Genomic DNA, 15,577 nt, shown 5'->3' with positions numbered 1-15,577 from the left:
TCCTCGGATCATTCGGATCATGAGGAGTGGCGGATCAGGCCGGTGCGTTTGACGGTCGCCAGGAGCGGGGTGGTGTCGATCGCGGTGATCCCCTCCAGCGGGCCCACGGCGTCGGTGAGGAAGGTGTACAGGGCGTCGAGGTCCGTCGCGGCGAGGGCGACGACGAGGTTGGCGGGGCCCGTGGTGGCGGCGCAGAACCGGACCTGCGGGTGGAAGCTGAGGGTCTGTGCGGTCTCGCGCAGTGCGCCCGGTCGCACGGCGATCCACAGCAGGGCCTCGGCGTGCGCGCCGAGGAGCGCGAGGTCGACCTCGGTCGCCAGGCGCAGGACGTGGCCGCGCACGAGTGCGTCGAGTCGTCGGCGGGCGGTGAGCGCGGTGGTGTCGGCGCGGCGGGCGAGGTCCGTGTAGGTGGCCCGGCCGTCCTCGGTGAGTGCCGTGATCAGCGCGGTGTCGATGCCGAGGGGCGCGGGAGGCGCCGTCGGCGGTGTCGGGGCGGGGTCGAGCTCGGCCAGTTCCTCCGGTGAGAGCAGGCCCGCGGTCCAGCGGAACGCCGTGGGGAAGACGCGCAGCAGGGTGTGGGCCGTCCAGGAGCCCACGGCGTCGGTGGCGGGCAGGTCGCGCAGCAGCAGGGTGTTGCGGGCTTCGGGACCGTCGAGGAAGAAGACCGAGGAGATCTCGTCGCCGCCGCCGAGGATGTCGACCCAGACTGTGTCGGTGCGGCGTGCCAGTGCGTGGGCGACCTGCCGGATCTTGTTGGGGCGGCAGCGGACGCGCAGGGCGATGGGGATCAGGTGCGGGAAGCGCGCCGGGTTGCGGACGATCGTCGCGCGCAGGGTGCCGTCGGCGTACAGCGGTGCGGCACGGCGTACGACGGTGCGCTCGGACAGACCGAGGCAGCGGGCCACGTCACGCCAGGAGGCGCGTGGCGAGGCGAGGAGGGCGGCAGCGATCCGGCGTTCCGTGTCATCGAGTGCCTGGCGCATGATCTGCATGATAGGCCGCTGTCTTGGCACGCTTCCTGCGCCGACCGCCGCCGAATATCCGCGAATCGGCCGACGGCTCGTACAACGGTTCGGTCAGTGGACGCGGCGGGCCAGCCGTCCGCCGAGCGCGGACCCGGCCACCCGCGACCGCTGCCCCGCTCCGAACGACGACTTCCAGATGGTGGTGGAGAAGACCATGACTGATCACGGAGCCGACCTGCTGATCCGGGCCGCCGCGGTGCACACGCTGGTGCCGGGCCAGGCCCCGCAGCGGGCGCTGGCCGTGCGCGGCGACCGCGTCGCGGCCGTCTCGCCCGACCCGGAGGGTCTCGACCACATGGTGAGCGCGCGCACCACGGTCCACGACCTGCCCGGCGCCACGGTGCTGCCCGCGTTCGACGACACCCACACCCACCTGATCCACGCCGCGTTCGGCGCGCACGACGTTCCCGTCCACCGGGCCCGCACCATCGCCGAGTTCCTGGACCTGATCCGGCGACGGGCCGCGAGCACGCCGGAGGGTGAGTGGATCCGCACCACCACCAACTGGCAGGAACTCAACCTGGCCGAGCGGCGGATGCCCACCGCCGCCGAACTCGACCGGGCCACCGACCGTCACCCGGTCCTGGTCAAGCGCGGCGGCCACAACGACGTCGTCAACACCTACGCGCTGCGCCTGGCGGGCATCACCGAGGACACCCCCGTACCGCCGGGCGGTGTCATCGGCCGCGACGCGGACGGCAGGCTCAACGGCCGGCTGATCGACAACGCCCTGGGCCTGGTGGAGCGGCTGGTCCCGGCCCAGGACCGGAGCCGACGCATCGACGGACTGCGCCTGGCCAGCGGCCGGTACGCCGCAACCGGCATCGGCACCGTACGGGACTGCGCGGTCACCCCCGAGGACTACCGCGTACTCCTCGCCGCCCGCGAGGCGGGAGCGCTGCACACCCGGGTGCGGACCCTGATCTCAGCGCTCGGCATGACCGGCGCGGCCCAGGTGGAGGACCTGCTCGACGTCATGGAGGAGTGGCGCCACGGCTCGGATCCAGGGCTGTGGGTGTGGGGGGTGAAGTTCGGCCTGGACGGCGGGCTGGAGGCCGGTGCCACCGAGGAGCCGTACGCCTGTGACCACTCCTACTCCGGGACGTTGATCTGGGAGCCCGACGCGCTGGTCGAGGCGGTCGAGGCCGTGGTGCGGCGCGGCTGGCGGGTCGGCACGCACGCCTACGGCGACCGAGCGGTCCGCGTCCTCCTCGACGTCTACGAACGTGTCCTCGCCCGCAATCCCGGGCTGCCCGCCGGCACGCTGGTGATGGAGCACGGCGGCCTGGCCGGTCCCGAACAGCGCGCCCGCGCGGTCGCCCTGGGTATCCCCGTCACCATCCAGCAGCCGCTGCTGCACGACACCGCCGAGGTGGAAGAGGGCTTCTGGGGCCCGGAACGCGTCGCCGCGCTCTTCCCCGCCCGGGGCTGGCTCGACCAGGACGCGCAGGTCAGCGCCGGATCCGACTTCCCCGTCGGCCAGTTCGGCGCCACGCGGTCCCTCTGGGGCATGACTACCCGGCAGACCGTCATCGGCGTCAAGGGCCCCGAGCACGCCATCACCTACGACGAAGCCCTCGCCCTGCACACCACCCAGGCCGCCCGCCTGCTCGGCGAGGAACATCTGCGCGGCACGCTCACTCCCGGCCGCTTCGCCGACCTCACCGTCTGGGACCGGGACCCCGCCGACTGCCCGAGCGACCTCCTGCGGGACCTCGACCCCACCCACACGTTCGTCGGCGGCCGCCTCGTCACGCCTGTCGGCCGGTGAGCGCGGCCAGGGCGTCCCGGAGAGGGGCGTCGGCCGGTGGGGGGTCGGGCCAGCGGGCGGCGATGTGGCCGTCGGGGCGGACGAGCAGTGCTCCGCGCGGGCCGAGTCCGCAGAGGTCGGTGTGCTCGGCGGGGAGGGGCTCGATGCGCAAGGGCCGTCCCACGGTGGTGTGTTGGCCCCAGTGGACGGGGTCCGGGGTGAGCAGGGTGAACCATTCGCCGAGGGCGTCGAGTGTGGAGCGGTCGCGGGTGAGCCAGAGGTGGGGCATGCGATGTCCGGGTTCCGCGCTGGGGACGTAGTCCGTGCCGTCGCCGGACGGCTCGGGCGGGGTGGTGTGGCCGGTGAGGACGGCGGCGGAGCGGTAGGTGACGCCGAGCACGAGGCCGAGTTGGGCGAAGTACCGCTCCGACCAGGGCAGTTCGACCCGGGCCGGTGCGGCCTCGCCGTTCCGCAACTGCTCGTGGCGCCGGTTCAGCACCTGGACCATGAGGTGGGTGTTGGCCACCGCTTGGTGCAGGGTCCGGTGGGCGACGGGGCGTCGTTCCGCCTCGTAGGTCTCCAACAGGCCCGGTCCGGCCCACCCTTGGAGAACGCCCGCCAGTTTCCAGCACAGGTTGTGCACGTCGGCGAGGCCTGCGTTCATGCCCAGGCCACCGATGATGGGGACCGCGTGCGCGGCGTCGCCGGCCAGCAGGATCCGGCCCTGGCGGAAGCGTTCGGCGACCGACGCGTTCATCACCCAGTGCTGGGCCCGCACCACCTTCGCTCGTACGTCGGCGCCGGGGCCGAGGGCGCGCGAGACGAGGGCGGACCAGTCGGTGTGCGCGGCATCGTCGGGTGTGGGCCCGAACCAGGCCCAGTCTCCCTCGGGATGGACCGGGGCGAAGGAGCCGTGCGCGGTGAAGTAGATCCCGGCGGGCTGCCGCTCGCACCAGCCGGTGAGGTCGGCGTCGAACACGACGGTGGTGAAGTCCCCCAGCGCTCCTGGGCCGACGGTGTCGATCCCGAGCAGCCGGCGGACGGTGGAGTTCGCGCCGTCGGCGGCGAGGACGTACCGGGCACGGACGCGGGTCTCGTCACCGCTGTGGTGGTCGACGAGCCGGGCCACGACGCCGTCGGCGTCCTCGGCCAGGTCGGCGAGTTCGACGCCGAACCGCGCGGGCGCGTCCGCCGCGGCGAGCAGAGCGGGTTCCAGCCGGTCCTGCGAGGTGACCACGCCGATCACCGGACTCTCGGGCACCGGCGCGTCGACCGCGACCATCGCCGCAGTGGCGAAGTCACGGTCGTACAGGGTGTCGCGGAAGCGGATGCGGCCGTACTTCGGCGCGAACGCCTTGGCCGCGATCCCGGCGGCGAGTCCGAGCTGGCGGTAGATCTCCATCGACCGCACGTTGACCAGCCGGGACCGTGGAAACGGTGACAACGCGCGGTGCTTCTCGACCAGCAGGACGCGTACGCCCCAGCGCTCCAGCAGCGCTCGGGCGGTGAGCCCGACCGGCCCACCGCCGACGATCAGCACGTCCGCCTCGGCCTGGGCCACGGACGGGTCGGGTGCTGGGGCCATGACGAGCTCCTCGGTACGGCCGTCCGTGGGGCCGGCCCTGACGTCAGTCTTCCCAAGCCGGCCGCCGGCCGCACTGTCCGCGCTTGTGGGTGCACCCGAATGTGCGCAGGTGACTGCCGCGGTCAGAAGGAGAAGTCGGTCGTTCTCAGCACCCGCGCCGAACCGATCCGCCCCAGCAGCGTCGGCAGCGGCCTGCGCAGTCGGCGCCGGTCGGCGTCGAGGGCGGCGTCCAGATCCTGGCGGGTGTAGAGGCGCCCGCGTGTGACGACGGCCTTCAGGCCCTCCGAGGGATCGGTCCGCGCGGTGGGATCGGTGTCGTAGAGGAGCAGGTCGGCGGGCGCGCCTGGGGCGAGCGTGCCGAGCGCCGGCTCGCCGAGGCCGGGGCCCAGGACCCGCCCGGCACCACTGGTCGCCGTGCGCCACACCTCCGGGGCGGGGACGCCGGCCCGCGCGAACAGCCTCATCTCGGCGTGGAGGGCCTGCCCGGGGACGGTGAACGGCTGGCTGTCGGTACCGATGTGCAGGGTCACGCCCGCATCGTGCAGGAGCCCGACCAGGCGCAGTTTGAGGCGGAGGCTGTGCGCGACGCGGTCGAGCCGGGCCTCGTCGTCGATGCCCCGGTACACCGGGAAGCCGCGCCGCGGGTGCCAGAGCCGGTCCGCGTACAGCGGGGGCAGCACGCCGGTCCGCGCGGCGCGCCGGGCCGACTCGTAGTCCCGGTAGCCGAGCAGGGCCTCGGTGGCGACCAGGGTCGGGGTGTGGGCCAGGCCGTGGGCGAGGCTGTGCCGGACGACCTCCGCCAGGCGCCGGTCGGTGACGCCCTGCCAGTCGGTGGACCGGCACAGCACGGTGTCCGCGCCGAGGTCGCCGGGGTCGGCGACGCCGAAGAGGTGCTGGGCATCGGGGAGCAGCGACTGCTCGTGGCGCAGGGAGGTCGGCACATGGCCCATCACTCCCAGGCCGCGCCGCTCGGCCGCGGACACCAGGGCGGCGATGTCGGCGGTGTCGAGACCCTCGTACGACTTGATCCAGCGATGCCCGGCGTCGGCCGCCCGCGCCACGATCTCGGCGGCCTGGCCGGGCCCGCCATCTGCACGCTGTTGGGCCAGCGCGTCCGGCCGCGGGTGACGAAGGACCCGGCGGTCGACAGGCGCGGTCCGGGGTGGCCTCGTTCGATCGCGTCCCGCGCGGCGGCGCCCGAGCTGCCGTCGGCGTCGCCCGCGTCCCGGACGGTGGTGACTCCGTGGGCGATGTGGAGCAGCAGGACGGATTCGGTGAGGTGGAGCGGGCTGCGCGGGGGCAGGTGGGTGTGCATGTCCACGAGCCCCGGTACGACGTAGGCGCCGCGGTACTGGTCCAGGACCCTGCCCCCGCCCTGGTCGGCGGTGGCGATGCGGTCGCCGCGCACATGCAGCTCGCGGTGCGGGGTGGCGGACTCGGCGGGCTGGACGAGGGTGACGTCCGGCAGGGTGAACGGGCCGGTGAGCGAGTCGGGCGGGTTCACCGGGCGGCCTCCCGTGCCGCGGCGGAGCTGAAGGAGTTGGCGGTCAGCCGGGCGCGGAGCTCCGGGACGAGCGCCGCGTCGACCGCCGTGCCGGCCAGGGCCGCGGCGCCCTCCCGGACGGCCCGGTCGGCGACGGGCGTGACGGTGTGCGCGGCGAAGTCGGCCTGGTGCGGGACGGCCGGGAAGGAGTCCAGGCCCAGGCTCGGCTGTATCGCCGGGATGACGTGGGAGACGTTGCCGAAGTCGCTGGCGCCCGCGGCCCGTCGGACCAGTGCCGGGTCGAGGTCGGGGAAGGTGCGGCCGACGGCGATGGCGTTCGCCTTGTAGAGGGCGAGCAGTTCGGCGTCCTGGCGCTGTTCGGCGTACGGCGGGTGGTAGGGGCGCAGGTCCAGGGAGGTGCCGGTGGCCAGGGCACCGGCCTCGAAGCAGTCGCGCACCCTGGCCTCCAGGGCGCGGAGTTCGTCGATGTCGGCGGCCCTGACCATGTACTCGGCGCTGACGTGGTGCGGGATGACATGGGGGGCGTCCCCGCCGTGGCGTACGACGCCGTGCACCCGGTCGGTCGCGCGCATCTGCTGACGCAGCAGTCCGATCGAGACCTGGGCGCTGGTGAGGGCGTCCAGCGCGTTGAGCCCGTTCTCCGGGAACATCGACGCGTGGGACTCGCGCCCGCGGTACTCGACGTCGAAGTGGGACATGGCCAGCGTGACGGTCTCCGCCACGTCCAGCGGTCCGGGGTGGGCCATGAGCAGGGCGTGCACGCCGTCGAAGGCTCCGCGCTCCAGCATCAGGATCTTGCCCCCGCCCAGCTCCTGGGCCGGGGTGCCGATGACCTTGACGGTGAGTCCGAGTTCGTCGGCGACCGCGGCGGCGGCGATGGCGGCTCCGGCCGAGGTCGCCGCGATGACGTTGTGTCCGCAGGCGTGCCCGATGCCCGGCAGGCAGTCGTACTCCGCGTCGAAGGCCACCTGCAGCGGGCCGGAGCCGTAGCTCGCGACGAAGGCGGTGGGCAGGTCGCAGACGCCCCGCTCGACGGTGAAGCCCGCCTCGGTGAGCAGGTCGCCCAGCCAGGCCGAGGCCCTGTGCTCCTCGAAGCCCGGTTCGGGGTGCTCGTACAGGGCGTGGCTGAGGCGCACGAGGGAGGCGTGCGCGGCGTCGAGCCGCTCGGCGATGCGCTGTTTCGGATCCATGGGGACTCCTTTGAACTTTCATTGAACCGATCGGTTCACTCTCGGGGGTCCCCACACCATCCGCCTTTGAACCGATCGGTTCAAGCGGTCGATATGATGCATCTCATGGACGACAGACAGGAGAGGGCGGAAGCCGTGCGCGCCCGGCAGGAACCGCGCCGGCGCGAGCTGCTCGACGCCGCCATGGCCTATGTGATGGACAACGGGCTGGACGGTCTGTCGATCCGCCCGCTGGCGGCGGCCCTGGGGATCGGCCACCGGACGCTGCTGTACTACTTCGGCAGCAAGGAAGAGCTCGTCGCGGAGATCTTCGTGGCCTTCCGCGCGCACGACCGGCACGTGCTGGAGGTGAACTCGGCGGTGCTGGCCGCCGCCGAGCCGAACCGCGCGATCGAGGCGGTCTGGGACGCCATGTCGGCCCCGGAGCAGACCGGCTACTGGCGCTTCTTCTTCGAGGCGTACGGCTACGCGGTGCGCGAGCCGGAGCGCTACCGGGAGTTCCTCGACGGGATCGTCCACGACTGGCTCGCCCTCATCGGCGACCAGCTCGTCACCGCCGGGATCACCGACCGGGAGCGCGCTCCCGCCCTGGCCACCCTCACGCTCGCCGCCTTCCGCGGGCTGCTGCTGGACCTGGTGGCCACCGGCGACCGCGACCGTACGACGGCTGCGGCGCGCGCGCTGGCGACGACGCTGGCCCCGCCGCGGCCGGGCTAGGCGACAGGAAAGCGGAACGCTCCCGTCCCGCTGCCCAACGTCAGCCAGATGTGGCCCTCCTCCCTGACCAGCCGCAGGGCGATGTACGCGCAGCCGGGGCAGCGGGCGGTCAGGCCGGGCTCGGGTCCGTAGACGTGCAGCTCGGCGAGCGGGCCGGAGCGGGCGCACTCGGGGCAGCGCCACCACGCGGTGGTGGGTTCCACCGAGAGGATCTCCGAGAGCGGGCCGGCGAGGCAGTTGCCGTCCAGGTGAGCGGCCGTGTCGGGCATGGGCTCCTCCCAGGGTGGGTCAGCCGAAGCGTTCGGTGCGGATGGTCGCCGGGTCGCGTCCGAGGCCGGTCAGCAGGTCGCCGACGGTCTCGACGAAGCCCGTGGGGCCGCAGACGTACGCGGGACTGGCCGGCAGGAGCCGGGACACCGGCCCGGTCAGGTCGGCGTCCGTGACCCGGCCGGGTGCGCGGTCGCTGCCGGACGGGGCCTGCCGCGTGTACACGAAGTCCACGTCGAGGCCGGGGTCGTGGTCGTGGTCGGTGAGGCTGTCGCCGTACCAGACGTCGTCCGGGGTGCGCACCGAGTACAGCAGGTGGAAGGCGCTGCGCGAGTGGGCCTCGCGGTGGGCGCGGATCATCGCGGCCAGGGGGACGACACCGGAACCGCCCGCCACGAGCAGGACGGGGTCGGTCTGCCCGGGGCGCCAGACGAACCAGTTGCCGAGGGGGCCGCGGATCTCCACCTCCGCGCCGATGGGGAGGACGTCGGCGAGGTAGGGCGAGACCTCGCCGTCGGACACCGCCTGGACGCCGAGTTCGATCCGGGAGCCGTCGGTCGGCGCGGCGAGGGAGTAGCTGCGTACGGCCTGGTAGCCGTCGTCGGCGGTGAGCCGCACGTCGACGTGCTGGCCGGGCAGGTGGCCGGGCCAGTCCGGCACGGTGAGGACCAGGGTGCGGGCGGTGTCGGTCTGCGGCCGGCGCTCGACGAGCCGCGCCCGGTGCCAGGTGAGGGACATCGTCAGTCGCCCCAGTTGCGCTGCTCGCGCCACGGGTCGCCGTAGTTGTGGTAGCCGACGCTCTCCCAGAATCCGGGCTCGTCCTCCAGGGTCAGGCGCACCTCGCGCACCCACTTGGCCGACTTCCAGAAGTACAGGTGGGGCACCAGCAGGCGGGCGGGGCCGCCGTGCTCCGGGGACAGCGGGTAGCCGTCGTAGGTGTGGGCGATCCAGGACCGGCCGTCGAGGAGGTCCGCCAGCGGGAGGTTCGTGGTGTAGCCGCCGTAGCTGGTGACGAGGGCGTGGTCGGCGGCCGTCTCGACGTCCTCGAAGAAGGCGTCCAGGGACACGCCCCGCCACGCGGTGTCGAACTTCGACCAGCGCGTCACGCAGTGGATGTCCTTGACCGTCTCCTGCTGCGGCAGGGCCATCATCTGGTCCCAGGTCCAGCTGTGCGTGGCACCGAGTTCGGTGGTGATGGTGAAGGCCCAGGTCTCCGTGGCCACCTTGGGGGTCGGGCCCGCCGACAGCACCGGAAACTGCTCGGTCGGGTACTGGCCGGGGGGCAGCCGCTGCGCCAGTTGGCGACCGCGGCCCCGAAAGCCTGGTGAGAAGGAATTCACGGCGTCATCTCCTGAGCACGGACACCGCCGTCACGTGCGGGGGCTCGGCATTCAGTGTCGGGCGGCGAAAGGCACCGCACCACTCGGAGCTCCGGGCTCCGGCGCGAGGCCGCCGCGCGGACGCGTTCCGCAGGGCACGCGTCCGCGCGGTCGGCCGCGCCGTTTGGTCAGCTCGTCGCGCCGACCGCGTCGCGGATCAGGCCGGCGACCTCCTGGGGCCGGGAGACGGCGACCGCGTGCGAGGCGCCCTCGATCTCCACGACGGTCGCCCCGGCCCGCTCGGCGGCGAAGCGCTGCACCTCGGGGTTGATCGCGTGGTCGGCGTCGGCCACCAGAGCCCAGGACGGCTTGGTCTTCCAGGCGGCCGCGGCGGCCTTCTCCTCGAAGACCGCGGCGGCCAGCGGGCGCTGCGCGACGGCCAGGACCTTCGTGACGTCCTCGGACACGTCGGCGGCGAAGACCGACGGGAAGGCGTCCTGGGCGATGGTGACCTCGACGGCGGGGTCGGCGCCCGGGACGGGGTACGTCCACTGCTTCAGGTTGCTGACCAGCGGGGAGTCGGGGAAGCGGCCCTGCAGCTCACCGAGGCTCTCGCCCTCTTCGGGGACGTAGGCGGCCACGTAGACCAGCCCGACGACGTTCTCCGTGGTGCCGGCGACGGTGATCAGCGCGCCGCCGTAGGAGTGGCCGACCAGCACGACGGGGCCGTCGATCTGGGCGGCCACGGAGGCGACGTACGCGGCGTCGGCGGCGAGGCCGCGCAGCGGGTTGGGCGGGGCTATGACGGGGATGCCGTGGGCCTGCAGTTCGGCGATCACGCCGGACCAGCTGGTCGCATCGGCGAAGGCGCCGTGGACGAGGACGACGGTGGGTACGGAAGTGGTCATCTCGCGTTGTCTCCTCGGTCTCAGGCGGTGTGCAGGGCGGCGCGCAGGGTGGCGACGGCCTGGGCGATGGCGGCTTCGGCGGCGTGCGTCCCACGCAGCGCGTTGAGCATCACGAAGTCGTGGATGATGCCCTGGTAGCGCACGGCGGTGACCGCGACGCCCGCCTCGCGGAGCTTGTTGGCGTACGCCTCGCCCTCGTCCCGCAGCACGTCGGCCTCACCCGTGATGACGAGGGCCGGGGGCAGGCCGGTGAGCTGCTCGGTGGTGGCGCGCAGGGGGGAGGCGGTGATCTGGGCGCGCTCGGCCTCGTCGGTCGTGTACTGGTCCCAGAACCACTGCATGCCGTCGCGGCGCAGGAAGTAGCCCTCGGCGAACTGGTGGTAGGAGCCGGTGTCGAAGGAGGCGTCGGTGACCGGGTAGAACAGCACCTGCTGCACGAGGGGGACGTCCCCGCGCTCCTTGGCCATCAGGGTCAGCGCGGCGGCCATGTTGCCGCCCACCGAGTCACCCGCCACGGCCATCCGGCTGCCGTCCAGGCCCTTGGTCGCGCCCTGCTCGACGACCCAGCGGGCGACCGCGTAGTTCTGCTCGATGGCGACCGGGTAGCGGGCCTCGGGCGAGAGGTCGTACTCGGGGAAGACGACGGCGGCGTGCGCGCCGACGGCGAGTTCGCGCACCAGCCGGTCGTGGGTGTGGGCGTTGCCGAACACCCAGCCGGCGCCGTGGATGTAGAAGATCACCGGGAGGGTGCCGGTGGCGCCGGCGGGCTTGACGATCCGGGCCCGGGCGCTGCCGGTCGGGCCGCCGGACACGGTGATCCACTCCTCGTCGACGGCCGGCTTCTCGATGTCGCCGGACTGCACCTCGTCGACGGCCTTGCGCCCTTCCGCCGGGGCCAGGTCGAACAGGTAGGGCGGATTGGCGGTCGCCTCCGCGAAGGCGGCGGCCGCGGGTTCCAGAACCGGCGTGACCGGCTCGACGGCGTCGGACATGTGCGTCTCCTGCTGTTGCTCGATGTGTGCGTTGTCGTGCGTCGGCCACGCTAAATCCGGCGGGCGGGCCCGAACTGTCCATGAGTGCACTGTCGATGTTCCAACGGTGCACCGAATTCGAGTGCGCTGCGGGGAAGTACGGAGTGCGCTGACGGAACAGAACTCCCCTTCGCCCTGGCCTACGTTGATGACGAAACGACCCCGGCGCATTCCCCCGGGCTCGATTCACTCGATTCGGGAGGGGTTCAGAAACGTGTCAGCAATGCCCGTCGGCGGGCTGGTTCCCCGGGCCACGGACAACGCCGCCGAACTCGTCGTGCGCAATGCGCGGATCCACACCCAGGACCCGCGGCGCCCGCAGGCCGGCGCTCTCGCCGTCCGCGACGGGGTCATCACGGCGGTCGGCGACGACAAGGACGTGGCCGCGCTCGTCGGCCCAGCCACGAAGGTGGTCGACGCGCTCGGCCGACGGGTGGTACCCGGCCTCAACGACGCCCACCTGCACGTGATCCGGGGCGGCCTCAACTACGTACTCGAACTGCGCTGGGACGGTGTGCCCACCCTGCGGCAGGGCCTGGCGATGCTGCGCGAGCAGGCCGCGCGCACCCCGAAGGGGCAGTGGGTACGGGTGGTCGGCGGCTGGTCGGCCGAGCAGTTCGCCGAGCGACGGCTGCCGACCGTCGCCGAGCTGAACGCCGCCGCGCCCGACACCCCGGTGTTCGTCCTGCACCTGTACCAGTCCGCCGTGCTCAACCGGGCGGCGCTCAAGGCCGTCGGATACACCAGGGACACGCCCGACCCGAAGGGCGGACAGATCGTCCGGGGCCGGGACGGGGAACCCACGGGCATGCTGCTCGCCGCGCCCAGCGCCCTGGTGCTGTACTCGACCCTGGCCAAGGCGCCGGTGCTGGAGGGCGAGGACAGGAAGACCTCGACCCGGCATTTCCTGCGGGAACTCAACCGGTTCGGACTGACCTCGGCGATCGACGCCGCGGGCGGTTTCCAGAATTTCCCGGAGAACTACAGCACCGTGGTGGAACTGGCGCGCGCCGGACAGCTCTCGCTGCGCATCGCCTATCACTTGTTCCCGCAGACGGCCGGCCAGGAAATCGACGACCTCACCCGGTGGATCGAAATGGCCCGCCCCGAGGACGGCGATGCCTGGCTGCGCCTCAACGGCGCCGGTGAGAATCTCACCTGGGCCGCGGCCGACTTCGAGAATTTCACGCAGCCGCGTCCGGAACTGGCGCCCGATTACGAGGCGGAGTTCGAGAAGGCGGTACGGCTGCTCATGGAGAACGGCTGGGGCTTCCGGCTGCACGCCACCTACGACGAGACCATCCGCCGTGATCTCGCGGTGTTCGAGAAGCTCGCCGCCGAGGGGCTCTTCCCGGCAGGGAACCGCTGGCTGTTCGACCACGCGGAGACCGTCTCCGCGGACAGCCTCGACCGCATCGCCGCGCTCGGCGGGGCGCTGTCCGTGCAGAACCGTCTGTCCTTCCAGGGCGAGGCGTTTCTACGTCGGTACGGTCCGGGCGCGGCCGCGGACGCCCCGCCGATCCGGGCCATGCTGGAGCGCGGACTGGCGGTGGCCGCCGGCACGGACGCCACCCGGGTCTCCACCTACAACCCGCGGGTCGCGCTGCACTGGCCGGGGCCGACGGCCTGTCCGCGCTCGCCTCCGTCGTCTCGCTCGCGGCGTTCCTGCTCGGGGCGCTGGCGGGCGGCCGGCTCGGCACCCGGCACGCGGCGCACCGCGGGCATCTGCTGCGGACGGCGACCGCCCTGCAGACGGCTCTGGTCGCCGTCACGGTGGTGGTCGCCGCGGTGGCCGACGGCCGGGTCGGCACCGGCGTGCAGTACACGCTGATCGTGCTCCTCGGGCTGGCCATGGGTCTGCAGAACGCGGTCGCCCGGCGGCTCGGCGTCCCGGATCTCACCACGACCGTGCTGACGCTGACCCTGACGGGACTGGCCGCGGACTCCACCCCGGCCGGAGGCGCCGCACCGCGGCCCGGCCGCCGGATCCTGTCCGTCCTGGCCATGTTCCTCGGGGCGCTGGTGGGGGCTCAGCTCCTGCTCCATGGGCACCTGGTGGCGGTACTGTCCCTGGTCCTGCTGCTGCTCGCGGTGACGTCCCTGACCGTCCACCGCCTCTCCGGTGCCGAGGCCACGTGGATTCGCCCGCGGTCCTGAGGGTCCGAAACGGCTCACAAGGGTTCGCACACACGTCGAAGTCCCCCTCACCGAGGGGGACTTAGGCATGTACGGCGTTACTCGGGACGGGGCCGGGCGCTCTCTCGCCACTGGCGCGGGGACATTCCGTAGGCGGTCCGGAAGACTCGGCTGAAGTGCGTGGCGCTGGTGAAGCCCCAGCGGGCGGCCACGGCCGCGACGGTCGTGTTGTCGCGGGCGTGCGAGCCCAGGTCGCGGCGGCACTCCTCCAGGCGCCGTCGCTGGATCCACCGGGCGACCGTCGTACGTTCGTCCTTGAACAGCTTGTGCAGGTAGCGCAGGGAGATGTGGTGCGCGCGGGCGATGACCTCGGGAGACAACTCCGGGTCGGTCAGGTGCAGTTCGATGAACTCCAGGATCCTGGGCACCAGCGGCGACGACGGGGTGTCGTCCTGCCCCGCCCCGGCCGCGCCCAGCTGCTCGGTGGCGAGCGTGGCCAGGAGGTTCACCGCGTTCCAGGCGAGCATCTCACCGACCTGGGGCCGGGCCGCCGAGGCGGTGTCGGCGAGGTCGGACAGGAACGGCGACAGCAGGGTGCCGAGCCGGGACGCCCCCGGGACCGGGGCCCGCGAGAGGTGCTCCACGTCGGGCGCCGACAGGCCGAGCAGCTCGCGCGGGACGAGGAACACCTTGCGGCGGACCCGCTCGGGGAAGTCCAGCAGCGCGGGGCGGCACACGTCGTAGAAGCAGATGTCACCCGGGGCGAGACGGACCTCGGCGGGCTGTGCGGCGGACGGCGCGCCGCCGCCCCCGCGCAGGCCGACGAAGAGGTACTCGCCGCTGTCGCGGGCGACCAGCCGGTCCGGCCGTCGGACGGCGGACGGTATGACCGTCTTCGTGTACGGCCGCTTCTCCCAGGGAAGTCGCGCGGGCGCGGTGTCGTCGATCACGATGTCGACGCCTCTGGGCATCCGGCGCGCCTCGTCCCGGTGTTGGGGTGCGCGCGGGGCGCCGACCTCGCCGACGCAGGCCTCGATCGTGCTGCTGATGGACATGTTCCGCCGCCTCCGGGACAGATCGTCGTCTCGCTTGATCGGACCGTAGGTCGGGGCATGTGCAAAAAGAGTGACGGATGAGTGAGGGCGGCTCGTCACACCGGGCTACGGGGCCGCCTCGTGGAGCGCGGTGAGTTCGGCGGCGAGGACGCGCAGCAGGTCGTGCAGTGTGTAGTGGCCCGGTGGGTGCTCGGTGACGAGGTGGGCGTCGGCGAGTTCCCGCAGGGCCGGACCGACTTCGTCCGGTGGCAGGCCGGCGAGGGCCGCGGCCCCCGCCACCGTGAGGTCGGGGCCGGGGTGCCGGGGCAGCAGCCGGAACAGATCGGCGGCCCGCGGCGACAGGCGCCGGTAGGAGCCGGTGAAGGCGACGCGGGGGTCGGCGCAGCCCGCGGCGGAGGCGAAGGCGTCGAGGGTGTCGGCGTGGTGGCGCAGTTCGGTGGCGATGGCCGCGAGGGGGAAGTCCGGGCGCGCGACGGCCCGGGCGGCGACGACGGCGAGGGCCAGGGGCAGCCGGCCGCTGCGGGCGACGAGTTCGTCGGCGGCCCCCGGCTCGGCGGCCAGGCGCTCTGCACCCACCCGGAGGGCCAGCGAGGCGAGGGCGTCCGCCGTGGAGGGCAGGTCCAGGCGCAGCGGACGGGCCCCGGAGGCGACGAGTTCGGGCAGCCGGACCCGGCTGGTGACCAGCGCCAGGCAGCCCGGCGACGCGGGCAGCAGCGGACGTACCTGCTCGGCGTCGGCGGCGTCGTCGAGGAGGACCAGGAATCGCCGCTTCGCCAGCAGGGTGCGGTACAGCCGCGTCCGGGCGTCCAGGCCGTCCGGCACGCGGTCGGGCGGTACGCCGAGGGCGGCGAGCACGCAGCGCAGGACGTCCACCGCCGCCGGTGGCCGCCCCTCGGGGTCGAAGCCCCGCAGCTCGATGTGGAGTTGGCCGTCCGGGAAGCGCGGGGCGGCCGCATGCGCCCAGCGCACGGCGAGCGCGGTCTTCCCGATGCCCGGCATACCGGTGATCAGGATCGTCCCGGCCGTCCCGGCCAGTTCCGTCAGCTCGGCCAGCTCGGCCCGTCTACCCGCGAAGACAGCGAGGTCCGGC

Annotated in this window: 15 protein-coding genes and 1 pseudogene; 4 read left to right on the top strand and 12 right to left on the bottom strand. The window is 73.1% G+C overall.

Annotated elements, in window-relative coordinates; genetic code table 11:
- Positions 1-17: 17 nt before the first annotated feature.
- The gene (locus IPZ69_RS13765) at positions 18-983 is read right to left on the bottom strand and encodes an Lrp/AsnC family transcriptional regulator (protein WP_308407456.1); all 966 of its coding nucleotides are present in this window, start codon (positions 981-983) and stop codon (positions 18-20) included.
- 196 nt (positions 984-1,179) lie between these two features.
- On the opposite strand from IPZ69_RS13765, the gene IPZ69_RS13760 reads away from it, so the two are divergent.
- Positions 1,180-2,796, top strand: coding sequence for an amidohydrolase (locus IPZ69_RS13760; RefSeq protein ID WP_235454389.1), 1,617 nt, complete (start codon positions 1,180-1,182; stop codon positions 2,794-2,796).
- Here the strand turns inward: IPZ69_RS13760 and IPZ69_RS13755 are convergent.
- The 4 genes from IPZ69_RS13755 to IPZ69_RS13740 form a co-directional block, all read right to left on the bottom strand.
- On the bottom strand, positions 2,777-4,360 hold the full coding sequence (locus IPZ69_RS13755) for an FAD-dependent monooxygenase (protein ID WP_235454388.1): 1,584 nt from the start codon (positions 4,358-4,360) through the stop codon (positions 2,777-2,779). The genes IPZ69_RS13760 and IPZ69_RS13755 overlap by 20 nt on opposite strands.
- Before the next feature lie 122 nt (positions 4,361-4,482).
- On the bottom strand, positions 4,483-5,421 hold the full coding sequence (locus tag IPZ69_RS13750) for an amidohydrolase family protein (protein WP_235454387.1): 939 nt from the start codon (positions 5,419-5,421) through the stop codon (positions 4,483-4,485).
- On the bottom strand, positions 5,310-5,864 hold the full coding sequence (locus IPZ69_RS13745; RefSeq protein WP_235454386.1) for an amidohydrolase family protein: 555 nt from the start codon (positions 5,862-5,864) through the stop codon (positions 5,310-5,312). Before IPZ69_RS13745 ends, IPZ69_RS13750 begins: the two co-directional genes overlap by 112 nt.
- On the bottom strand, positions 5,861-7,054 hold the full coding sequence (locus IPZ69_RS13740) for a M20 family metallopeptidase (protein WP_235454385.1): 1,194 nt from the start codon (positions 7,052-7,054) through the stop codon (positions 5,861-5,863). The genes IPZ69_RS13745 and IPZ69_RS13740 overlap by 4 nt, the downstream gene beginning before the upstream one ends.
- Positions 7,055-7,159: 105 nt before the next feature.
- Between IPZ69_RS13740 and IPZ69_RS13735 the strand changes: the two genes are divergently transcribed.
- Complete coding sequence (locus IPZ69_RS13735) at positions 7,160-7,771, top strand: TetR/AcrR family transcriptional regulator (RefSeq protein WP_235454384.1); 612 nt, start codon at positions 7,160-7,162, stop codon at positions 7,769-7,771.
- On the opposite strand, the gene IPZ69_RS13730 is transcribed toward IPZ69_RS13735, so the two are convergent.
- The 5 genes from IPZ69_RS13730 to IPZ69_RS13710 form a co-directional block, all read right to left on the bottom strand.
- Positions 7,768-8,040, bottom strand: a complete 273-nt coding sequence (locus IPZ69_RS13730) for a DUF6510 family protein (RefSeq protein ID WP_235454383.1) — start codon at positions 8,038-8,040, stop codon at positions 7,768-7,770. The two genes, IPZ69_RS13735 and IPZ69_RS13730, sit on opposite strands and share 4 nt — an antisense overlap.
- A 19-nt stretch (positions 8,041-8,059) precedes the next feature.
- Positions 8,060-8,776 carry a ferredoxin reductase gene (locus IPZ69_RS13725; RefSeq protein WP_235454382.1) on the bottom strand — a complete coding sequence of 239 codons (717 nt, stop codon included), beginning with the start codon at positions 8,774-8,776 and terminating at the stop codon, positions 8,060-8,062.
- A 2-nt stretch (positions 8,777-8,778) separates the two neighbouring features.
- Entirely contained in the window at positions 8,779-9,378 is a 600-nt protein-coding gene (locus tag IPZ69_RS13720; RefSeq protein ID WP_235454381.1) for a sulfite oxidase-like oxidoreductase, read from the bottom strand.
- Between the two features lie 167 nt (positions 9,379-9,545).
- On the bottom strand, positions 9,546-10,265 hold the full coding sequence (locus tag IPZ69_RS13715) for an alpha/beta fold hydrolase (protein ID WP_235454380.1): 720 nt from the start codon (positions 10,263-10,265) through the stop codon (positions 9,546-9,548).
- Positions 10,266-10,285: 20 nt separating this feature from the next.
- Complete coding sequence (locus IPZ69_RS13710) at positions 10,286-11,257, bottom strand: alpha/beta hydrolase (protein ID WP_235454379.1); 972 nt, start codon at positions 11,255-11,257, stop codon at positions 10,286-10,288.
- 253 nt (positions 11,258-11,510) lie between these two features.
- On the opposite strand from IPZ69_RS13710, the pseudogene IPZ69_RS13705 reads away from it, so the two are divergent.
- Both IPZ69_RS13705 and IPZ69_RS13700 read left to right on the top strand, forming a co-directional pair.
- Positions 11,511-12,908, top strand: a pseudogene (locus IPZ69_RS13705) (amidohydrolase); the annotation flags it as partial.
- Positions 12,905-13,453 (top strand): DUF1275 family protein, encoded by a 549-nt coding sequence (locus tag IPZ69_RS13700; RefSeq protein WP_308407458.1) that lies wholly within the window; start codon positions 12,905-12,907, stop codon positions 13,451-13,453. The pseudogene IPZ69_RS13705 and the gene IPZ69_RS13700, both read left to right, overlap by 4 nt.
- Positions 13,454-13,530: 77 nt before the next feature.
- Here IPZ69_RS13700 and IPZ69_RS13695 read toward each other — a convergent pair whose 3' ends face one another.
- Both IPZ69_RS13695 and IPZ69_RS13690 read right to left on the bottom strand, forming a co-directional pair.
- The gene (locus IPZ69_RS13695; RefSeq protein ID WP_235454378.1) at positions 13,531-14,487 is read right to left on the bottom strand and encodes a helix-turn-helix domain-containing protein; all 957 of its coding nucleotides are present in this window, start codon (positions 14,485-14,487) and stop codon (positions 13,531-13,533) included.
- A gap of 105 nt (positions 14,488-14,592) precedes the next feature.
- Positions 14,593-15,577, bottom strand: a 985-nt coding sequence (locus tag IPZ69_RS13690; protein WP_235454377.1) for an ATP-binding protein, incomplete at its 5' end; no start/stop codon positions are given.

Source organism: Streptomyces olivochromogenes, assembly GCF_021538895.1.
In the GTDB taxonomy this organism is placed as follows: Bacteria; Actinomycetota; Actinomycetes; order Streptomycetales; family Streptomycetaceae; genus Streptomyces; species Streptomyces olivochromogenes_A.
The sequence above is the reverse complement of the archived record's forward strand: the minus strand, read 5'-3'. Positions and strand labels throughout refer to the sequence as shown.